The organism is Pseudomaricurvus alkylphenolicus, assembly GCF_011683955.1.
GTDB lineage: Bacteria > Pseudomonadota > Gammaproteobacteria > Pseudomonadales > Cellvibrionaceae > Pseudomaricurvus > Pseudomaricurvus alkylphenolicus.
In genome coordinates this window covers 238,388-255,956 of the sequence record NZ_JAAQPI010000004.1, presented here as the reverse complement: position 1 = coordinate 255,956, position 17,569 = coordinate 238,388, and the positions used below count along the sequence as shown (strand labels likewise).

The following is a 17,569-nucleotide window of genomic DNA, read 5'->3' as shown; positions in this document are numbered from 1 at the left end:
CGTAAACGAACTGGGCCGAATCCGACGAGCCCTTCGCGGCCATCCGCAAAGCCGTACTCGCCAACATGATTGAGTTGGCCTAACCCGGTGTAAGGAATCAAGATGCTGACGGTAAAAGGATTTACGTTAAGGTCCTTGGCGATATCCGGTGTGATTGTACTGTCTTACACGGCCTATAGTCTGGCAACACGCCACTGGACGGCGTTTGCCTATGTGGGCGGTTATGAGCCCAAGCACAAGAGGGTGCTTGGGCTATGAGTGTGGGCTGAATTGTGAGGATGGACGGTGTGAAAAAATGGTGCAGTAGAGTGTGTTCAAGTGGGCAAGGCATGCGCAGAAGGCGTTGAAATCCGAAGGGCTGCTTTGAGTCAAAAGATGAGTCACTTAAATTTTTAAGATGTCAGGTTAGGTTAAATTGGCATAGATTAGCCATTTTTATATAACCAAAGCTCGCATTGGCTCAATGCCGTCCTCTGGGCTCTATTGAGCTGAGCCCACAAACCACGGGCTCTTCAATAGGTTTCTCACCTTTTTTCGTTGCCTTTCGCCTGGCTGAAATTTGATCAAAATGCCAGAGATTCATGGCGACTTAAAAACATATACTTTACTTAAAAAATTAAGTGGAGTAGATTTTATAAGCACGGCAGGGGTGTTCCCAGCCACAGATCCCAAAACGGCCATTGATAAGAAACACATAAGAAACCGCACAATTAAGAGGAGAGTTCCATGTCCCACTTTAAGCGCCTGGCGCTGGCGATATCGATCGCTGCCGCATCAGAATCCGGGCTAGCCTTTGAGCTGGAGGAAATTGTAGTTACCGCACGCCACCGGGCGGAAAGCCTGCAAGACGTACCCCTGAGTGAAACGGCATTCACGGCCAGCCAGATCGAAGACGCCAAAATCGACAGCGCTGGCGACTTTATCGCCATGACACCCAATGTCACCCTGGCGGAGTCCCAGAGTGCCGGTGTGTCGTTTATGACCATTCGCGGTGTGACCCAGGTACGCAACGGCGAACCACCGGTGGCGACGGTGGTGGACGGCGTTTTGCAAATCAATTCCCGGCAGTTCACTCAGGAGCTGTTCGATGTCGAGCAAATCGAAGTGCTCAGGGGCCCGCAGGGCGCGCTTTACGGCCGAAACGCCACCGGCGGGGCCATACTGATCACCACCAAACAGCCCACCAATGAAACCGAAGGTTATGTTCGTGTCGGTCTTGGCAAGGGCGATGAAACCCGGGTACAGGGTTCCATCAGCGGTGCACTGGTAGAAGACACCTTGATGTATCGATTGGCTGCCAGCTATGTGGACCGCGACGGTTACCTGGACAATGACTTTCTCGGCACCGAAGTGGATCCGTACGAAGACACCACCATTCGCGGTTTGTTGAAGTGGCACGTCAGCGAGAACCTGACCGCCGACCTGCGGGTAAACCTGGGGCGCACGGAATCCGGTGCCATCAACTTTCAATACCAGCCGGCGTTGTTTGATCCGGGCCAGCCCTGTTTTACCAACAACGCACTGGCGTTTGCCGGGACCTCCGACGCGGATTCAGTCAGTCGTGATTTCTGCGCCAACAACGAAGGCGAGGGCGAACGGGATATCGATGAAACCTCACTCAAACTCGAATACCTGGCCGGCGCCGTCAGCCTGACCTCAATTACTTCCTGGAACAAAGTCGAAGAATATACGGGTGGTGATCAATTCCCCTATACCGCAGCCACCGGAATTTTCGGGGTATTCGACGGTACTCAGACTCAGTACGCTGAAATCGAGGCCTGGAGTCAGGAATTCAGAATCACCTCCATTGACGACAGTGCACTGCGCTGGATGTTGGGCGCTTACTATCTGGAGACCGAGCGCTTTATTTCTACCACCACGGGTATCGACAATCGTCAGGGCATTACTCGAATTGAGCGTCGCCCGGCATTTACGGACGCCGAGAATCCCACGTTATCTTTCCTGGCGGATGACAATGACAACACGGCCTGGGCAGTATTCGGCAGCCTCAACTACGACATCACCGAAAACCTTGAAGCCGCCTTTGCCTTGCGCTATGACCAGGACGAAAGACGCCAGAGGGTCTCTGAGCACAATACGTCGGGTTTGCCAGGCGTGGAGAACAAGGAAGAGTTCGACAAGTGGCAGCCCAAGCTGACGCTACGCTACCGGATCAACGAAGATATGCAGGTCTACGGCTCCTGGGGTGAAGGTTTCCGCAGTGGTCAGTTTAACCAAAATGGTGTGGGCGTTGCGGCAGCCGGTGCCGGCTTGATCGGCGTGGGTGATGTAGTGGACCAGGAGGAGACAGAAACGCTGGAAGTTGGTTTTAAATCCGAGTTCGCTGACAACAGCATCCGGCTCAATGGCTCCATCTATCACACTAAGGTGGATGGGCAGCAATACTTTGTGTTTGTCGGCGAGGTTGGCGCGCAGGTATTGGTGAATATCGACGAAGTCGAAATCTCGGGTGGAGAATTGGAACTCTTGGCGCACTTAAGTGATAACTTCGATGTGTATGCCGGCATTGGCTATACCGACAGTGAAGTGACCGAGTACGGCCTGAATCCATCGGCAGAAGGTAATGAAGCCCCCTACGTGCCCAAGTCGACGTTTAACATTGGTGGTCAATACCGATTCGCGATTACTGACAGTCTGAATGGCTTGGTCCGGCTGGATTACGAACATCGTGGCGGCCAGTACTGGGACCCCGAAAACAGCTCCAAGCGCTCGTCGTTGAGTCTGGTTAATGCCAGAATCGGTGTTGAATCCGCCGAGGATACCTGGTCACTGGTGGCCAGTGTCAAAAACGCCACGGATGAAGAGTACAACTCGGAATGGGTGTTGGGCGGCTTTGCTCACCCGGCACCCCCGAGAATATGGAATCTGGACTTCCGGTACAACTTTTGACCGGGAAGCCAATAGAGGCGTGTGATGGCGGGATGTTGTAATATCCCAACATCACACAAAACGGTGTAAGGCATGATCAAGGAATTACTGAAGAAAAAGGAACGCTACGCTCACGCGGTAGGTCCAGCCATTCGTGCTCGTCGTAAAGATATGGGCATGACGATGCAACAACTGGCCGACAAGTGCGAGCTGTCCAGTGCGTTTATTTCATTGGTAGAGCGGGGTAAAAGCAGCTTTTCTCTGGTGTCTCTGCAGTCCATCGCAGAGGCGCTGGAGGTGGAAATCGGCTACTTTATCGATGTGCCCGAAGGCGAAGGGCTGGTTCATCGAGCCAACAAGCCTGAGTACCTGGATATCGATCATCCGGTCAAGTATCGCCTGCTGAGCAGTCAGTTCCCCAATCAAAAGATGGAGCAGTTGATCACGGAGGTGCCCCCTCACTACCGTTTCCCTTATGTGAAGCGAGAGGGTGAAGGCTTTATCTACGTACTGGAAGGGCGTCTGGCCATCAAAATTGGTGAAGAAGAGACGGTACTGGACGAAGGTGACAGTGTCCATTTCGACTACCAAATGGGCGTGGATACAGAGAACCCGACAGACGCCTTGACGCGCTTATTGTGGTGCGGATCACCAGCCTGGTTACACCAAAACCTGTCGGAGAACTCCGACAAATGACTTGAATAGGTGTTCAATTGTCTGACGATAACTGCTGTGATAACAGTGACAACAACAGTGACAGTAGAGCCAGTAACACGGGCATAAAATCCATTCTCTGGATTAACCCGATTGGTGTGGGCGATTACGATTTTCCCATCGCCGAATACATTCACACCATTAAACAGCAGGATGTTGCGGTAGAGGTCGTGTCGTTGGCGTTGTCGCCAACTCCGCACCACCTCGAATACAGGACCTATGAAGCCCTGGTAGCCGGCGACATCATTAAGGCCACCCGTTACGGGGCAGAGAATCATTTTGATGCGATCGTGATTGGTTGCTTTTACGACCCATCACTGGAGGCGGCAAGAGAAATTTCCGGTTCTTCGGTGGTGGTTGCTCCCTGCCAGGCCAGCCTGCAATTGGCCGAGCATCTGAGTAATAAGTTTTCCATTATCGTCGGGCAAGCGAAATGGATTGAACAGATGTCGGAGCGAGTCAGTGCCTACGGTTGTGACTCAAAACTTGCATCTATGCGATCCATAGACATATCAGTTCCGGAGTTGCAACGCGACTGCCGCCTGACGGAAGACAGAATTATCCTGGCCGGCAAACGTGCCATTGAGGAGGATGGCGCCGAAGCCCTGGTGTTGGGTTGTACCTGCACGTTTGGTTTGTACGAACGGGTTCAACAGGAACTGGGCGTTCCCGTCATAGATCCGATTTGCGCCGCCTATAAATGGGCGGAAACCATGGTCGAACTGAAACACCGTTTTGACTGGTCCCCCAGCCGCCAGGGCAGTATGGCGCCACCTGATGAACAGGAGCTGAAGTCCTTCGGCTTGTTTCAAACGCAAGATTTGGTTGGTCACCGCGTCGTCATCTAACTGCCAACCAAGGCAATACTTGAGGTTTAAAAATGAAAATCTTCGATCTGCACGATTTCGTGGCGGAAGGCACCACCGTGGAAACAATTCTTGAATTGGTACCCGAGCATAAGAGTGTGATCTCCGTCGGAATGGCCAGCTTTTCTGAAGGAACCACCCATCCGGAAACGGATATGGCAACCCACGATCAGCACGAAATATCCTACATTATAGAAGGGCAAATGGATCTGCATCTGGATGGCCGAACGACCTCTGTGAAGGCCGGCCAGGTGGTCTGGCTGGAGGCGGGAGAGAAGCACGCCTCAACGGCACTGCAAGACAGCAAAGTGTTTTGGGTGCTTTGCGGTTAGACACATATAAACAGAGAGAGTTTTACTTATGCGAGCAGCGAGCGATGTGGGCGGTACCTTTACCGACCTGGTGTATTACAGCATTGATGAATCAACGGGCCAGAGTGGCGAGGTAAAGACCGCCAAGGCCGACACGACACCGCCCAATTTTGAACAGGGCGTTATGAACGCCATCGAAAAAGTAGGGCTGTCCCCTCGGGATCTGGACTTTTTTGCCCACGGTTCCACAGTGGTGATTAACGCGCTGACCGAACGCAAAGGTGTGAAAACCGCCTTGATCACGACCCGCGGATTTCGGGATGTACTGGAAATCGCCCGGGGCAATCGTCCCGACTTGTTTAACTTTAATTTTCGTAAACCCGCCGCATTTGTTCCCCGTTATCTGAGAGCGGAGCTGAATGAGCGAGTCGCCTTCAACGGCGAAACACAACAAGAAGTGGACCTGGCACCGCTTGCGGAACTGTTGGAGTATTTCAAGAGCGAAGGCGTAGAGGCGATTGCCATCAGCTTTTTGCACGCTTACATCCAACCGGCCAATGAACAGCGGGTGAAGGCACGCATCAACGAACTATGGCCGCAGGTTTCGGTTCTCGCCTCCCATGAGATCAGTCGCGAATGGCGTGAGTATGAACGTACCAATACCACGGTGTTGTCTGCCTATGTGCATCCCATTGCCAAAAAATATATTGAATCCCTGGAGGAAAAGCTGGCGAGGGGCGGCTTTGACGACAAGCCTTATATGATGCAGTCCAATGGCGGTATCTCCACGGTAGAGGCGGCCAAGGCGAATCCGATCACCATGGTCGAGTCCGGTCCTGCCAGTGGAATCTTTGCGGCGGCGTACCTGGGCGAGACTATCGAGGAAAAAAATCTGATTGTTCTGGATATCGGCGGTACCACAGCGAAGTGTACACTGATCGAAGACGCCGAGGTGAAAGTCACCACCGAGTACTACATCGAAAAAGACACCAAAAACCCCGGTTACCCGATACAGACGCCGGTGTCGGAAATTGTCGAGATCGGCAATGGCGGCGGCAGCATTGCGTGGGTGGATCAAGGCCGGAAGTTGCACGTGGGGCCCCAGTCCGCCGGTGCCATGCCGGGGCCGGCCGCCTATGGCAAGGGTGGTACCAAGCCAACTACCACTGACGCCAATCTGGTGCTCGGTCGGATTGATCCGGCCAGCTTTGTGGGTGGCGAAGTCGAACCGGATTGGAATGCTGTCGATACTGCGTTTGCACCGTTGATGGAAGAGCTGGAGTTGAGCAAGGAAGCGGTCGCCAGGGGCATTGTGCGTATCGCCAATGCCAATATGACCAATGCGCTGCGTCTGGTGTCCACCAATAAGGGCTATGATCCCCGCGATTTTGCCCTCATGGCCTTTGGCGGAGGCGGCGCCATGCACGCGGTGGCGCTGGCCGAGGAGCTCAAGGTGCCGCGAGTGATTGTGCCGGTCAACTCATCCGTGTTTTCGGCCTGGGGCATGTTACTGACTGACTTGCGCCGGGATTATTTACAGACTCGCCCAGGGCTGTTGAGCAACGAGCACACGGAGGCGATCAGCGCGGAGTTTTCCCGTCTGCGTGCCGAGGCGGAAGCGGACTACCGGACAGACGGTGTGGATATGACCAGCGCCGAGTTGGCTTACGAATATTTTGCGGATATGCGTTATACCGGTCAGGAGCATACTGTGAAGGTGTCGGTGCCTATGGAAAACGACCAGGTCAGGTTGGGCGATGCGATCGAGCAGTTTCATAACGCCCATGAAAAACGCTTTACCTATCGTTTGGACGCCGGTGTGGAAATCGTTAATTTTCATTTGGTCGCCAAAGTCCTGGTGCCGAAACCGGCGTTGGCCAAAAAACCGTTCACAGGTGCGCGCCTCGAAGACTGCGTGCTGCACACCCGCGAGGTGGATTTTGATCAGCACGGCATTCATAACGCGGTAATTTATGACGGTTTGAAACTCGAACCGGACATGGCGCTTTTCGGTCCTGCGGTGATTCAGGAGCCTTCCGTTACCCTGGTGGTCTCGCCGGGGCATCGGGTCACACTCGACGACTACGGCAACTATCATGTTGAACTCAACGTACGTCAGATACCACAAGGCTAAGGGAGACCGATCATGATTAACGACGTGTTTACAACCGAAATTATTAAAGACTCCATTGTGGCCTTGGGTGACGAAATGTTTGAAGCCATGGTGCGGACCAGCATGAGCCCTATCATCTACGAGACGACAGACTTCGCCGTGGGGGCGACAGATGCAGCCGGCAATTTGCTGGCACAGGGTAACGGTGTCACGGCTTTTCTGGCGACCCTGGATACTGCCGTACAGAGTCTGCTTACCCACTACGACATAGACAGCATCTACCCCGGCGACGTGTTTATTACCAATTCCCCCTACGAGGGAGGTGGTACGCACCTTTCCGATGTCGTGATTCTGGTCCCGGTTTTTCACAACGATCTGTTGATCGCCTGGACCGTCAACAAAGCCCACTGGACCGAAGTGGGTGGCGCGCAGCCCGGCAGTGTGTCAACGGTTGCTACCGAGATTTATCAGGAGGGCCTGCATTTTCGTTTCCTCAAACTCTACGAAAAAGGCCAACCGAACGCCTCCTTAATCGACCTGATACGAACCAATGTTCGCCTGCCGGATTCAACGATTGGTGATATGCATGCAGGAGTGGCTGCAGCCAACGTAGGGGCCAAACGAATTGGCGAAATCGTCGACAAGTACGGCTGTGAGTCGGTCCTGTTCGCCATGGACGATCTGCTGGACTATGGCGAACGAATGACTCAGGCCGAGTTGCAAAAGCTGCCCACGGGTGTCTATGAATCGGAAGACATTGTTGAGGATGATGGCCTCGGCAATGGTCCCTTCAAAATCCGCGTCAAGGTTACCATTACTGACGACAAGATGATCGCCGATTACACCGGGACAGACCCGCAGGTGCCCGGGCCAATCAATTGCTCCTATACCGGTCTGGTTACGGGGGCCCGCTGTCTGTTCAAGGCAGTGACCAATACCGACATTCCCGCCAATGGTGGCTGCTTTCGTGCGCTGGAGGTGATTTGCCCGGACGGTACGCTGGTGAGCGCCCAGAGCCCCGCGCCTGTCTCGCTTTATTACGAGCCCCTGATCGCGGCAATTGACGTTATGTGGAAGGCCCTGGCGCCGATACTGCCCGATCGCCTGCCCGCCGGCCATCAGCGCAGTGTCGGGGCGACTTTCGTCTCTGGAGTGCATCCTCAGACCGGTGAGTTGTTTGTTATGGGTGAACCCTTGGTCGGTGGCTGGGGAGCCGCTGAAGGTCTCGATGGTGACAGCGGCCAATTCTGCTGTGCCAATGGCGAGACTTTCAATATTCCCATCGAGCTGTTTGAAAGCCGCTATGGACTGCAGGTCAACCAATACGCATTTCATAATGAAGATGGCGGCGCCGGCGAGTTTCGCGGCGGCAAGGGCGTGGTTCTGGATTATCAGGTAACGGCTGAGGAAGCGTTTCTGACCTACGCAGCCTCTCGCACGGTTTCAAAGCCCTGGGGAATGAATGGTGGGCAGGAGGGCTCCAATAATTATGCCCAAATCCTTCGTCACGATGGTTCCACGGAACGTTACCACATGTGTACGACCGTTCGCGCGCAAAAAGGCGAAGTGATTCGTTTGACCACAGGCACCGGCGGGGGTTTTGGCGACCCGGCGAAGCGACCTCGCGAGCAAGTGGCGATGGATATCAAAAACGGATATGTCACTGCGGAACAGGCGCGGAAATACTACCACCACGAGTGATTTGCCCACTATCCCCCTGCGCCAGTCGCTGGGGGAATCCTCGCCGCCTTTTTTATCGAGAATTCCTATGAACTCAAATAACGGGGTCAATACTCGACCCGATGGGTTTTTTCATTCCCCGGTACCGGAAGACTGCACCAAGTCGAGTTGGCACATTGCCCTGATCGTGGTGGGTACGTTAATTGGCATTCCCATCTTTCTGGTTTCCGCCCAGGTGGGCGGCAGTCTTGGGCTGTCAGAGGCTCTGCCGGCATTTTTGCTGGGAAGTCTTGTCTTGTGTGTATTGGGTGTGTTGACGTCTGTCACCGGAGCAACGACCCGCCTGTCCACTTATGTACTGGCAGAGTTTGCGTTTGGTCGCTCCGGCGCCAAGATCATGAACTTTGTGATCGCCCTCACGCTGATTGGATGGTACGCCGTCACCGCCAACGTGTTTGGACAGGCAGCGGATATGGCGATTCGGGCAGGATTGGGCTGGCAGTTGCCTGCCTGGCTGTACGTTATCTCTGGAAGCGTGTTGATGATCTGGATTGCTGTGGTCGGATTCAGTGGTATTGATCGACTGGCATTTCTGTTGGTGCCCTTGATGCTGTTCTTTCTGCTCTACACCAATTGGCTCACAGTCGATCACATTCCGGGTTGGGATGTGCCGGTTGCTCTGGGAGCGAGTATGACGTTTTCCGAAGCCACATCCGCCGTAATTGGTGGCTATATCGTGGGCGTAGTGATTCAACCGGATTACAGCCGGTTTGCCCGCAACGTTCGACAATCGGCGTGGGCCATGGTGTTGGCATTGGGTGTGTTTTATCCGATCGTTCAGGTATTAGCGGCGATTCCCAGCGTGGCAACAGGTCAGGTGAATCTGATAGAAATCATGATCGCCCTGGGAATTGGTGTGCCTGCTTTTCTGTTACTGGTGCTCGGTTCCTGGTCCAGTAATGTGGTCGGTTTGTATTCATCGGGATTGTCCCTGGCGACGGTATTTTCGCAAGGGCGTTTGTCCTCGATCACCTTAGCCGCTGGCGTTACAGGTACAGCATTGGCATTGAGCCAGGCACAGGACTACTTCATCCCTTTTTTGGTTCTTCTGGGTATTCTGATCCCGCCCGTGGCGGCCATCTATGTGATTGATGTGTTGCTTGTCAGGCGGGGCAGATGTGCAACAGATGCATTGAAAAATGAACCCGCCTTTAATATCAATGCGCTGTTGGCTTGGGCATTGTCCAGCGGAGTTGGCTACGCCAGTAGCAACGGCCTGGTGGAGCTTTCGGGCGTCTCCGCTCTAGACGCCGCAATTGTTGCAGCTCTACTGTATCCGTTGCTTAAAGTGCAGGTGTTATTCTCTCCCTTATCGAAGAAGCCGGAGATTTCCTAATGTCTTTTGCCAATCATCTTTCCCATAAAGTTAAGAATATTCATCATGCATTGGAGGCCTCAGAGTTCGAAGGCGTTGTTATTGCTTCAGGCTCTGTGTTGTATCGATTTCGGGATGATGTGAATTATCCGTTTTCGGTTAACGCTTATTTTCGCGAATGCCTGCCACAGCTTAACCAACCGGATTGTTTTCTCGTGTTTCGACGGGACAGCGATAGGCCAACGCTATTGCTGAAAGTCTTCAGGGATTTTTGGCACAGCCCACCGGAGCCTCTGCCCGATGAAGTAGCGCAATCGGTTGAAGTTGTAGAGTATGAGAGTGAACAGGAGCTAAGACGCTTGCTGCCCAAAGATCGTGGTCTGGCCTTTATTGGCGCTCGGGAATCTTGTCCTTGGACAGCTGAGGCATCCAACATCAATCCCGAAGGCATATTGAATGTTATCGACTATCAACGCGCCTGCAAAACTCCGTTCGAACTGGATCTGATGCGAGATGCCAATCGAAACGCGATCAGGGGCCACAAGGCCGCTGAGCAAGCGTTTCGGCAAGGGCTTTCTGAATACGAAATCCATATGACTTATTTGTCGGCAGTAGGTTGCCGTGAAGAAGAGCTCCCCTATGGCAACATCGTGGCCTTGAACCAACACGCGTCGGTACTTCACCATATGGTGCTTGATACCCAAAGACCGAAAATGTCTCGGTCCTTCCTGATCGATGCGGGTGCTCAGTGTCTGGGTTATGCTGCGGATATCAGCCGAACCTACATGAGCAATAGCACGGGTGATGGCTATGATGGTTTCAGGGCGTTGATCGACGGTGTGGAATCCTTGCAGCAACGACTGGTTGAATCTATGAGACCAGGTGTTGACTTCAGGGAACTCAATGCAGAGGCCCATAGACTGCTGGCATCTCTGTTGGTATCACAGGATCTACTGACGGTATCGGCAGAAGAAGCATATGATCTGGGAGTTACACGTGCTTTTTTACCCCACGGGCTTGGGCATTTGATTGGTGTTCAGGTACACGACCAGGGTGGTCATCTGGCATCGCCGAATGGGCAATTGCGAAAACCCCACCCCGAGTTCCCTTCTCTGCGTTGCACCCGCACAGCCGAAGAAAATATGGTGTTTACGGTTGAACCGGGTCTTTACTTTATACCGATGCTGTTACAGCCGTGGTTGGATAAAGGGAATATTCTCAATGCCAGGCTTCTTGATCAGTTAATGCCTTTCGGAGGCATTAGAATCGAGGACAATGTGGTGGTCACGGAAAACGGGGTGGAAAATTTGACGCGAGAGGTGTTTTAAACACCTTTCTAAAATTGGGTCTTCAGGAAGGCTTGTTGGTTGTTTGAGTTCAGGCTTAGGCGGAAAAGTGCCATAACCGGAAATTCATAATCCTGGTTCAGGGCACCATGGGCATTCGATAATGTCCGCAACGGCCGCACGAATGTAGGTCGGATTAGAAGCGCTTCGCGCTTCGCGCTTCGTAATCCGACGATCCGCCGAAGGTTTAAATTGGCGGCGGCCGTGTATAAATCACCTGTTGCAGGTACATTCAAGGGTGTTAAGAACCGGGGCGAAGCCAACGAACAACACCCGCGGAGCCGTCGGATTACGGCGCAAAGCGCCTAATCCGACCTACGCACGAACAACGCCACCGTGATCATTTTGGAACGCAAATTCTGCGAATTTCTATTTCCGCTCCTGGCACTTTGCTGCCTATTCGATCATTCCAAACGTAGTTCGCGAATAGCGTTCAAATAGAACAGCTTGATTCGAAACAGAAATGGATTGAACTTCAATCAGTTGCCTGTCTCGCCAGGCAACTGATTGTCATCAAGAATTCCGCAGTGCATACCCAAAATCAAACGCCTGTGCTGTCGGTCCTTTCTCTTGCAGGAGTCCCAGCCTGGCGATGGCTTCCTCAATGGTGGGTAGATGATCACGATCGATCCACCACAACACCAAGTGAGCTGTAGGGCGACGTATAAACCACTGCGCTCGCCGGTTTAGAAAGTGCCTGTGCTCGGTGTTATAGACAAACGTTCTGAGGCAGGAGAGATCCTCCCAAACGGACAAGTTTACAAACACCTGCTCCCCAAGTGGCTTCAGGCTGGTGGCATCTCCTTCTTCGGTTTGCAATCGCCATACGAAGCCGGGGGATTCCTCGGCCAGTTTGTTGATTCGATCAATGTTAGCGAGAAACTCCTGTAGTTCCGGAGCATTCTCAGTATAGGGGCTTTCGGCAATATTAAGTTGGGCTAATCGATATTCGGTCATGATCATCTCCATCCATTAATAACAGACGTAAACAAGCGTAGCGAATTCGTTGCGGGAAAAATTGAACGATATTGCCCGTTGTCGGCAGATCAACCGGTCGCAGGTTTCTGATAACGACGTGGCGTAGAGGCCACATGCCGCTTAAAAATGCGGTTAAGGTGACTCTGATCGGAAAATCCCATGGATTGGGCAACTTGAGAGATCGATTGCCCCTCTCTCAGCAGAACTTTCGCCTGATTGATACGATAGTTTTGCAGATAGGCGTAGGGCGACATGCCGGTATGTTGCTTGAAGAGTCGTATGACATTGCCGGGGCTTCGATGGGCAATTTCGCAGAGTTCTTGCAGCTGTACGTTGTCCCCAACATGGGAGTGCAGGTAGGTCTTGATCTTATCAATCAGAGGCTGATTGGGTTTATCGAGGTCTGAAGGGGACTGATTGAGAGTATGAGTTGTCTCCACTAGTTTCAACAGGCAGTCCAGCAATTCAAGTTCAATGAATTCGGTCGGTAGAGCAGCTCCTCCATTGTGCTGGAGCACTCCAGCGGCGAATTCGGTGAACGAGGAGGCAAGTGAAGCATCGCGCACGACGGGCAGATGAAAGTTTGCGGCTCCCGGAACAGCAGCTAACCCATTAGCGATTTTTTGCCACCAATCCGCAGCGATGTAGAGCATATAGTAGCCCCAGGATGTGCCGGCGTTAGGGTTACACGAGTGGGGCTCTTCAGGATTGATCAGGACCAAATCGCCGGGTCCGAGCTGATACTCGGTCCCATTGATAACAGACGTCGCCTCACCCGAAGCGACCAGTCCGATAGAGTACTCTCGATGGGCATGCAGGCCATAAACATTATGACTGCCACGGGCATAGCGTAGCTCCAAATAGGGGAGCTGAAGAGAACGCCAAAACCCGTGATCACTCATCAATAACTGAACTCCACCCCAACGTACAAGGACCGAGGCTCACCGGGGAAGTAACGATCACCACTAAAGCCACTGTAGTCAGCCCGCTCTGCATATTCGCGATCGGTGAGGTTGGTAGCCCGCGCGGTCAGGCGGGTGGATTGATTCACCTGCCAGGTGCCGCGCAGGTTAAGTATATCGTGGCCTTCATAGGAATGGAGGTTTTCGGGGTCGGTGTAGTAGTCACCCTGGTGTACCCATTCGAGCTCGGCACGGGCGTTAGCCACAGGGTTCCAGCCCAGCCGCAGATTACCAAAGTGCTTGGGTGCGGAGTCCACTTCATTGCCATCAATGGCGATTCCTCCCAGTACACGGTCATCATCGTATTCGTGCTCGGCATAGCTGGCGGACAGCGCAACGTCCCATTGCTCGTTAATGGAGTAAGACAGGGCCAGCTCCAGGCCAAGGTGACGTGTCTCGCCGTCAGCCACATTGAAGAAGTCAGAATCCCGGAAGATCACGTTCTCTTTTTTCATCGCATAAGCAATGACTTCATATGCGACCAGAGACTGCTGACCGCGAAGTCCGATCTCTAGGCTGTCCAGGGACTCAGAGTCCAGATCCGCCACCTGTTGAGCACGCTGTAAGCGATAGAGCTCGGTGGCCTGGGGGGCGCGGAAGCCCTGCGAGACATTGGCATAGACCTGGGTATCATTGTCGATACGGTAGAGCACTCCCAGCTTGGGCGACCAGTTTTCAAACCGGTCATCGCGATCCGCCGGACGGCTGTAGCGGCAACCACCAAAACCACAGGCAGTGCCATCTTCTGCGGTGCGGCCATCGAGCATGCGGTTGTCGTAGTCGTAGTCCATCACTTCGAAGCGCAGACCGGCCTGAACGCTCAACTTTTCGCTCAGATCCCAGTTGGCGTGGACGAAGGGCGCCGCCATGATGGCGTCGACCTGGTAGTCGTAGTGTTTGCCTTCAGGAATGGTGGCTTGTAAAAATGCGGAGCCACGGGTAGGAGCATCCTGGCTCTGTTTGAGGAAACCGTCAGTATATTCCAGATCCAGCCCGGCAATAATTTTCAATTTCTCGTTGAGGTTATGAAAATAGGCGCTCTGCAGCCCGAGACTCTTCTGGCCATTTTCTTCCAGTGGGTCACCCGGCAAAAAATGTTGCAGGAAATCCATATCGGTATAGCGGAGGTATGGAGTCACTACCCAGCGGCGTTGTTCATCCAGCGTGTAGACCACTTGAGTGGCCAGCCTTAAGGCGGTAGCGTCGCGATAGGCCTCCGGGTTGGGATTGCTGTCCTGCAGATCGCTGTCTTTATAAGCATCGGTGCCGTTTACATAGCCCGCGGTTTCCTGATTCAGGTTGGACGCTTGTAGTGTGGTGGTATAGCTTAGGTTCTCAGTGCCGTATTCATGTCGCAACGTCAGCTTTTGCTGGTCAAACCCAGAGTCGTCCCGGTAACCGCCATCGTGGGCCAACACCAAATCGGCACGCAGGCCATGGTCGCCCATTCGTTCACTTTGGCTGTATTTGAGGCGTGAATAGTCATGTGGGCCGGCTTCCAGGCCCAGGGACCAAAAAGACTTCTCTGTGACACTGGGGGTAATCACGTTGATAACGCCGGTCATGGCATTGGAGCCATAGAGAGCACTCCCCGGACCGCGCACCACTTCGATGCGCTGGGCTTGCTCAGAGGGAGCTTCAAACAGCTCGTTGATGTTGCAGAAACCGGCTGAACGAAGTGGGATACCATCTACCGCTGCAAGGATACTGCCACAGGCGCCGGCGCCTGTGAGCACCGGTGAACGCAGTGCGGGCAGGTATTCCTGGCCATTACCACGAGCCAGATTAACGCCCGGTACCCTGGCCAGGGCTTCTTGGATATGGCTGTGACCGACCAGTTTCAACGCATCCTGTGTTACCAGGGAGGTATTGCCGGCGATATCCTTGAGCAGTGAGCCTTCACGGGTGGCCGTCACTACCATGGTTTCCATGGGGGCCTGTTCGGCGACGAGCTCTGTGCAGGACAGGGCCATCACGACAGCTGGCAGCAGCTGAGTTGTTCTCATCAGTTTTCCTCGTTCTTGCCTGTGGCAAATATTGTTGTCAGGCGATTATACCCCTAAACGCCTCTCCATATTTTAGGAGGCCTGTACTCTAGGGGTGTTTGACGAAGAATGAAATAGCTCTTTATGCCAGAAATACGACAAATGACGGGAATTTAACTCCGGAATTTTACGTGTAAAAGAAACCGGGTCTTAGCATACAGCGTGCCGGAAGGATGCCCGTCCAAATCTGGAGCGAAACCAGGCGTAGCACCTGACGATACCAATGGCTGGAGGTTGGTAATCGACCAGGGCTTTTCGGTAGCTGGGACGGGATTTCATTCGCGCAGTCCAGGACACAAGATGTGGGTAGCGATCCAAGGGAAAATGCATCAATTCGAGACGATGAATGTTTACGATCCAGGCGATATCGGCGATGCTGAAGCGATTACCGGCCAGCCAGGAATTCTGCGAGAGTTGTTGTTCCAACGTGTGCAAATGCTCGTGCATCACACAGATATTGTTGAGCAGCTCGCCTGTAGCAACACCTGATTTGGAAGAAAACCGCTGGTGGAATGCCAAGAGCTCTTGATTTCGAAGTTTTTGCTCCAGAGTTGCCAATTGCTTTCGATTTTTCTTGGCCATAGGTTTGAACAGATATTCGAACGACAGCAGTTTGATTTGTGTTTGTGCGCTGTTGGCTCTTGCTATCATCGCCTTCAGGGTATTGTGCTGCAGGCCATCGCCGTTTGTCAGGCTGCCACAGCTCCCCGGAAATTGCTCGTCCAGATATTCGAGTATATCCGTCGACTCAATAATCACCTTGCCATCGTGCACCAGCGTAGGCACAACCCCATTGGGATTGATTCCCTGATACCAGTCGGTCAGGTTTTCTTCCTTCGGGATATCGATAATACGACTGTTCCATGTCAGTCCTTTTTCCTCCAGCATGATTCGCACACGCTGGGAGCAGTTGCTCATGCCGTAGTGCATAAGATGCAATCCCGTCCATTCCTTTACTTCCAGGGTCTGGGGTTCGATAACAGCCATTGCAAGTCTCCCTTCAAAAGTCGTTTCGTGGTGAGCGCAGCATTCTTGCCATGATGTTGTCGCGCTTTACCAGTTGATGGTAGAGGACTGCCACCACGTGCAGGCCGATCAGTGCTATCACTACTTGGGTGGAAAATTCGTGAAATTGCCGCACAAATTGGAACAGGTTTTCGTCGCTGTTGCCGCGGGTGATATCCAGCAGGCCATAGACTTCAATGGGAGAGGTAGCATTGATCGCCGTCGTCAGTCCTGTGACAAACAGAGCCGCCATAAAGAAATAAATCGCCAGATGCGTGATTTTGGACAGCCTGGCCTGCCAGTCAACGGTGTTGTGGGGCAGCGGCGGCGCACCGTGCTTGCGGCGCAAGAACACTCTGAGTAAAAACAGCGCCATTACCACCAGGTTTAAACCCGCGTGGTCTGCCCTGGACTCCAGCCGATCCGCGACTTCCATTATCCCCCCAAATTTCTGGGCGACGATCAGATCCAGGATGATGAGCAGGGCCATCAGCCAGTGCAGCAGTTTTTGGGAGAAGGAATAGTGAAGCGCCACCGTTCATACCTCTTGTTAGAAGTCGGGAATGACGCAATGGTACCTATAAAGTGAACTATATTCAATTATGATTACTTGTCCATTTATCTTATTTCTTCCACCCGTTGTAGTAACGTGTTGCGAAACTCGGGCGCCGCATCGGCGGCAAACAATATGAACATTCCCACCAACACCTGATTACGGTAGGTATCCAGGTCAATATACCCATGCATCCAGTCGTGACGTGCCAATCGCTGGCAGCCAAAGATCTCCTGTGCCAACCGGTGGGTGTTGATCCGACCTTCCAGATAACCCTCGGCCTGCGCGTGTTCGATCACCTGAATGGTCAGTTGCAGAGACTTTGAGAAGATACCGGTGGGTTTGACGTGCTCAAACAGTTTAGCCTGCTCGCCAGCGATAAAGGCTGCCCGGTACAGGTCCTCGTTGGACGAAAACAGATCCATCAATTGATCAATAAAGGTCTCTACCGCAGTGATGGGGTCGCTCATCACCTGATCGTTAAAGGCTTCCTCCACTCTGATTAACGTCTCGTCCACCAATCTCTTGACCACATCTGACTTTTTACCGATCAGGTTGTGGATGGTGGGAACTGTAACTTCGGCCTCTTGAGCCAGGCGGTTCAGCGTAAAGGCCTCTACACCCTCAGAGGCAATGATATTGCCCGCACAGGTGAGTATCTGCTCCCGGCGTTTATTCATATTGGCGGTACGGGTGGCGCTGCCTCGGGCGGGATTTTTGCGGGTCATGGGT

15 protein-coding genes are annotated in these 17,569 nt (G+C 53.1%); 9 read left to right on the top strand and 6 right to left on the bottom strand.

Translation table 11 applies throughout. The annotated features are described in order from the left end of the window. Positions 1-102: 102 nt before the first annotated feature. The 9 genes from HBA55_RS12905 (at position 103) to pepQ (ending at position 11,276) form a co-directional block, all read left to right on the top strand. Positions 103-258, top strand: coding sequence for a hypothetical protein (locus tag HBA55_RS12905; protein ID WP_166991627.1), 156 nt, complete (start codon positions 103-105; stop codon positions 256-258). A gap of 468 nt (positions 259-726) precedes the next feature. Continuing rightward, positions 727-2,910 carry a TonB-dependent receptor gene (locus HBA55_RS12900; RefSeq protein WP_166991624.1) on the top strand — a complete coding sequence of 728 codons (2,184 nt, stop codon included), beginning with the start codon at positions 727-729 and terminating at the stop codon, positions 2,908-2,910. A 72-nt stretch (positions 2,911-2,982) separates the two neighbouring features. Then, positions 2,983-3,585 (top strand): helix-turn-helix domain-containing protein, encoded by a 603-nt coding sequence (locus HBA55_RS12895; protein WP_166991621.1) that lies wholly within the window; start codon positions 2,983-2,985, stop codon positions 3,583-3,585. 17 nt (positions 3,586-3,602) lie between these two features. Beyond that, the gene (locus HBA55_RS12890; RefSeq protein WP_206019782.1) at positions 3,603-4,451 is read left to right on the top strand and encodes an aspartate/glutamate racemase family protein; all 849 of its coding nucleotides are present in this window, start codon (positions 3,603-3,605) and stop codon (positions 4,449-4,451) included. 32 nt (positions 4,452-4,483) lie between these two features. Continuing rightward, the gene (locus tag HBA55_RS12885; protein ID WP_166991618.1) at positions 4,484-4,801 is read left to right on the top strand and encodes a cupin domain-containing protein; all 318 of its coding nucleotides are present in this window, start codon (positions 4,484-4,486) and stop codon (positions 4,799-4,801) included. Positions 4,802-4,829: 28 nt separating this feature from the next. Further along, a complete protein-coding gene (locus HBA55_RS12880) occupies positions 4,830-6,914 on the top strand; it encodes a hydantoinase/oxoprolinase family protein (RefSeq protein ID WP_166991614.1) in 2,085 nt (694 codons plus the stop codon). A gap of 12 nt (positions 6,915-6,926) precedes the next feature. After that, complete coding sequence (locus HBA55_RS12875) at positions 6,927-8,594, top strand: hydantoinase B/oxoprolinase family protein (protein ID WP_166991611.1); 1,668 nt, start codon at positions 6,927-6,929, stop codon at positions 8,592-8,594. 67 nt (positions 8,595-8,661) lie between these two features. Beyond that, positions 8,662-9,969: a cytosine permease gene (locus tag HBA55_RS12870; protein ID WP_166991608.1), complete on the top strand. Its 1,308-nt coding sequence runs from the start codon at positions 8,662-8,664 to the stop codon at positions 9,967-9,969. Then, a complete protein-coding gene (pepQ, locus tag HBA55_RS12865) occupies positions 9,969-11,276 on the top strand; it encodes a Xaa-Pro dipeptidase (protein ID WP_166991605.1) in 1,308 nt (435 codons plus the stop codon). The genes HBA55_RS12870 and pepQ overlap by 1 nt, the downstream gene beginning before the upstream one ends. Positions 11,277-11,807: 531 nt before the next feature. Here pepQ and HBA55_RS12860 read toward each other — a convergent pair. From HBA55_RS12860 to HBA55_RS12835, 6 genes are all read right to left on the bottom strand, one after another. Then, positions 11,808-12,251, bottom strand: coding sequence for a DUF3291 domain-containing protein (locus HBA55_RS12860; protein ID WP_166991602.1), 444 nt, complete (start codon positions 12,249-12,251; stop codon positions 11,808-11,810). A gap of 89 nt (positions 12,252-12,340) precedes the next feature. Then, complete coding sequence (locus tag HBA55_RS12855; RefSeq protein ID WP_166991599.1) at positions 12,341-13,174, bottom strand: AraC family transcriptional regulator; 834 nt, start codon at positions 13,172-13,174, stop codon at positions 12,341-12,343. Beyond that, positions 13,174-15,240 (bottom strand): TonB-dependent receptor, encoded by a 2,067-nt coding sequence (locus HBA55_RS12850; protein WP_166991596.1) that lies wholly within the window; start codon positions 15,238-15,240, stop codon positions 13,174-13,176. Before HBA55_RS12850 ends, HBA55_RS12855 begins: the two co-directional genes overlap by 1 nt. A gap of 189 nt (positions 15,241-15,429) precedes the next feature. Further along, positions 15,430-16,266 carry a glutathione S-transferase family protein gene (locus HBA55_RS12845; protein ID WP_166991593.1) on the bottom strand — a complete coding sequence of 279 codons (837 nt, stop codon included), beginning with the start codon at positions 16,264-16,266 and terminating at the stop codon, positions 15,430-15,432. Between the two features lie 13 nt (positions 16,267-16,279). Beyond that, positions 16,280-16,819, bottom strand: coding sequence for a cytochrome b/b6 domain-containing protein (locus HBA55_RS12840; protein WP_166991590.1), 540 nt, complete (start codon positions 16,817-16,819; stop codon positions 16,280-16,282). Between the two features lie 83 nt (positions 16,820-16,902). Then, positions 16,903-17,565 carry a TetR/AcrR family transcriptional regulator gene (locus tag HBA55_RS12835; protein ID WP_166991588.1) on the bottom strand — a complete coding sequence of 221 codons (663 nt, stop codon included), beginning with the start codon at positions 17,563-17,565 and terminating at the stop codon, positions 16,903-16,905. Between the last annotated feature and the right edge of the window lie 4 nt (positions 17,566-17,569).

Excerpts from the sequence above, each read along its gene's own strand:
- HBA55_RS12870 (WP_166991608.1), top strand. The coding sequence starts at position 8,662 with ATGAACTCAAATAACGGGGTCAATACTCGACCCGATGGGTTTTTTCAT.
- HBA55_RS12835 (WP_166991588.1), bottom strand. The coding sequence starts at position 17,565 with ATGACCCGCAAAAATCCCGCCCGAGGCAGCGCCACCCGTACCGCCAAT.
- HBA55_RS12895 (WP_166991621.1), top strand. The coding sequence starts at position 2,983 with ATGATCAAGGAATTACTGAAGAAAAAGGAACGCTACGCTCACGCGGTA.
- HBA55_RS12905 (WP_166991627.1), top strand. The coding sequence starts at position 103 with ATGCTGACGGTAAAAGGATTTACGTTAAGGTCCTTGGCGATATCCGGT.
- HBA55_RS12855 (WP_166991599.1), bottom strand. The coding sequence starts at position 13,174 with ATGAGTGATCACGGGTTTTGGCGTTCTCTTCAGCTCCCCTATTTGGAG.
- pepQ (WP_166991605.1), top strand. The coding sequence starts at position 9,969 with ATGTCTTTTGCCAATCATCTTTCCCATAAAGTTAAGAATATTCATCAT.
- HBA55_RS12850 (WP_166991596.1), bottom strand. The coding sequence starts at position 15,240 with ATGAGAACAACTCAGCTGCTGCCAGCTGTCGTGATGGCCCTGTCCTGC.
- HBA55_RS12900 (WP_166991624.1), top strand. The coding sequence starts at position 727 with ATGTCCCACTTTAAGCGCCTGGCGCTGGCGATATCGATCGCTGCCGCA.
- HBA55_RS12885 (WP_166991618.1), top strand. The coding sequence starts at position 4,484 with ATGAAAATCTTCGATCTGCACGATTTCGTGGCGGAAGGCACCACCGTG.
- HBA55_RS12880 (WP_166991614.1), top strand. The coding sequence starts at position 4,830 with ATGCGAGCAGCGAGCGATGTGGGCGGTACCTTTACCGACCTGGTGTAT.
- HBA55_RS12845 (WP_166991593.1), bottom strand. The coding sequence starts at position 16,266 with ATGGCTGTTATCGAACCCCAGACCCTGGAAGTAAAGGAATGGACGGGA.
- HBA55_RS12875 (WP_166991611.1), top strand. The coding sequence starts at position 6,927 with ATGATTAACGACGTGTTTACAACCGAAATTATTAAAGACTCCATTGTG.
- HBA55_RS12860 (WP_166991602.1), bottom strand. The coding sequence starts at position 12,251 with ATGACCGAATATCGATTAGCCCAACTTAATATTGCCGAAAGCCCCTAT.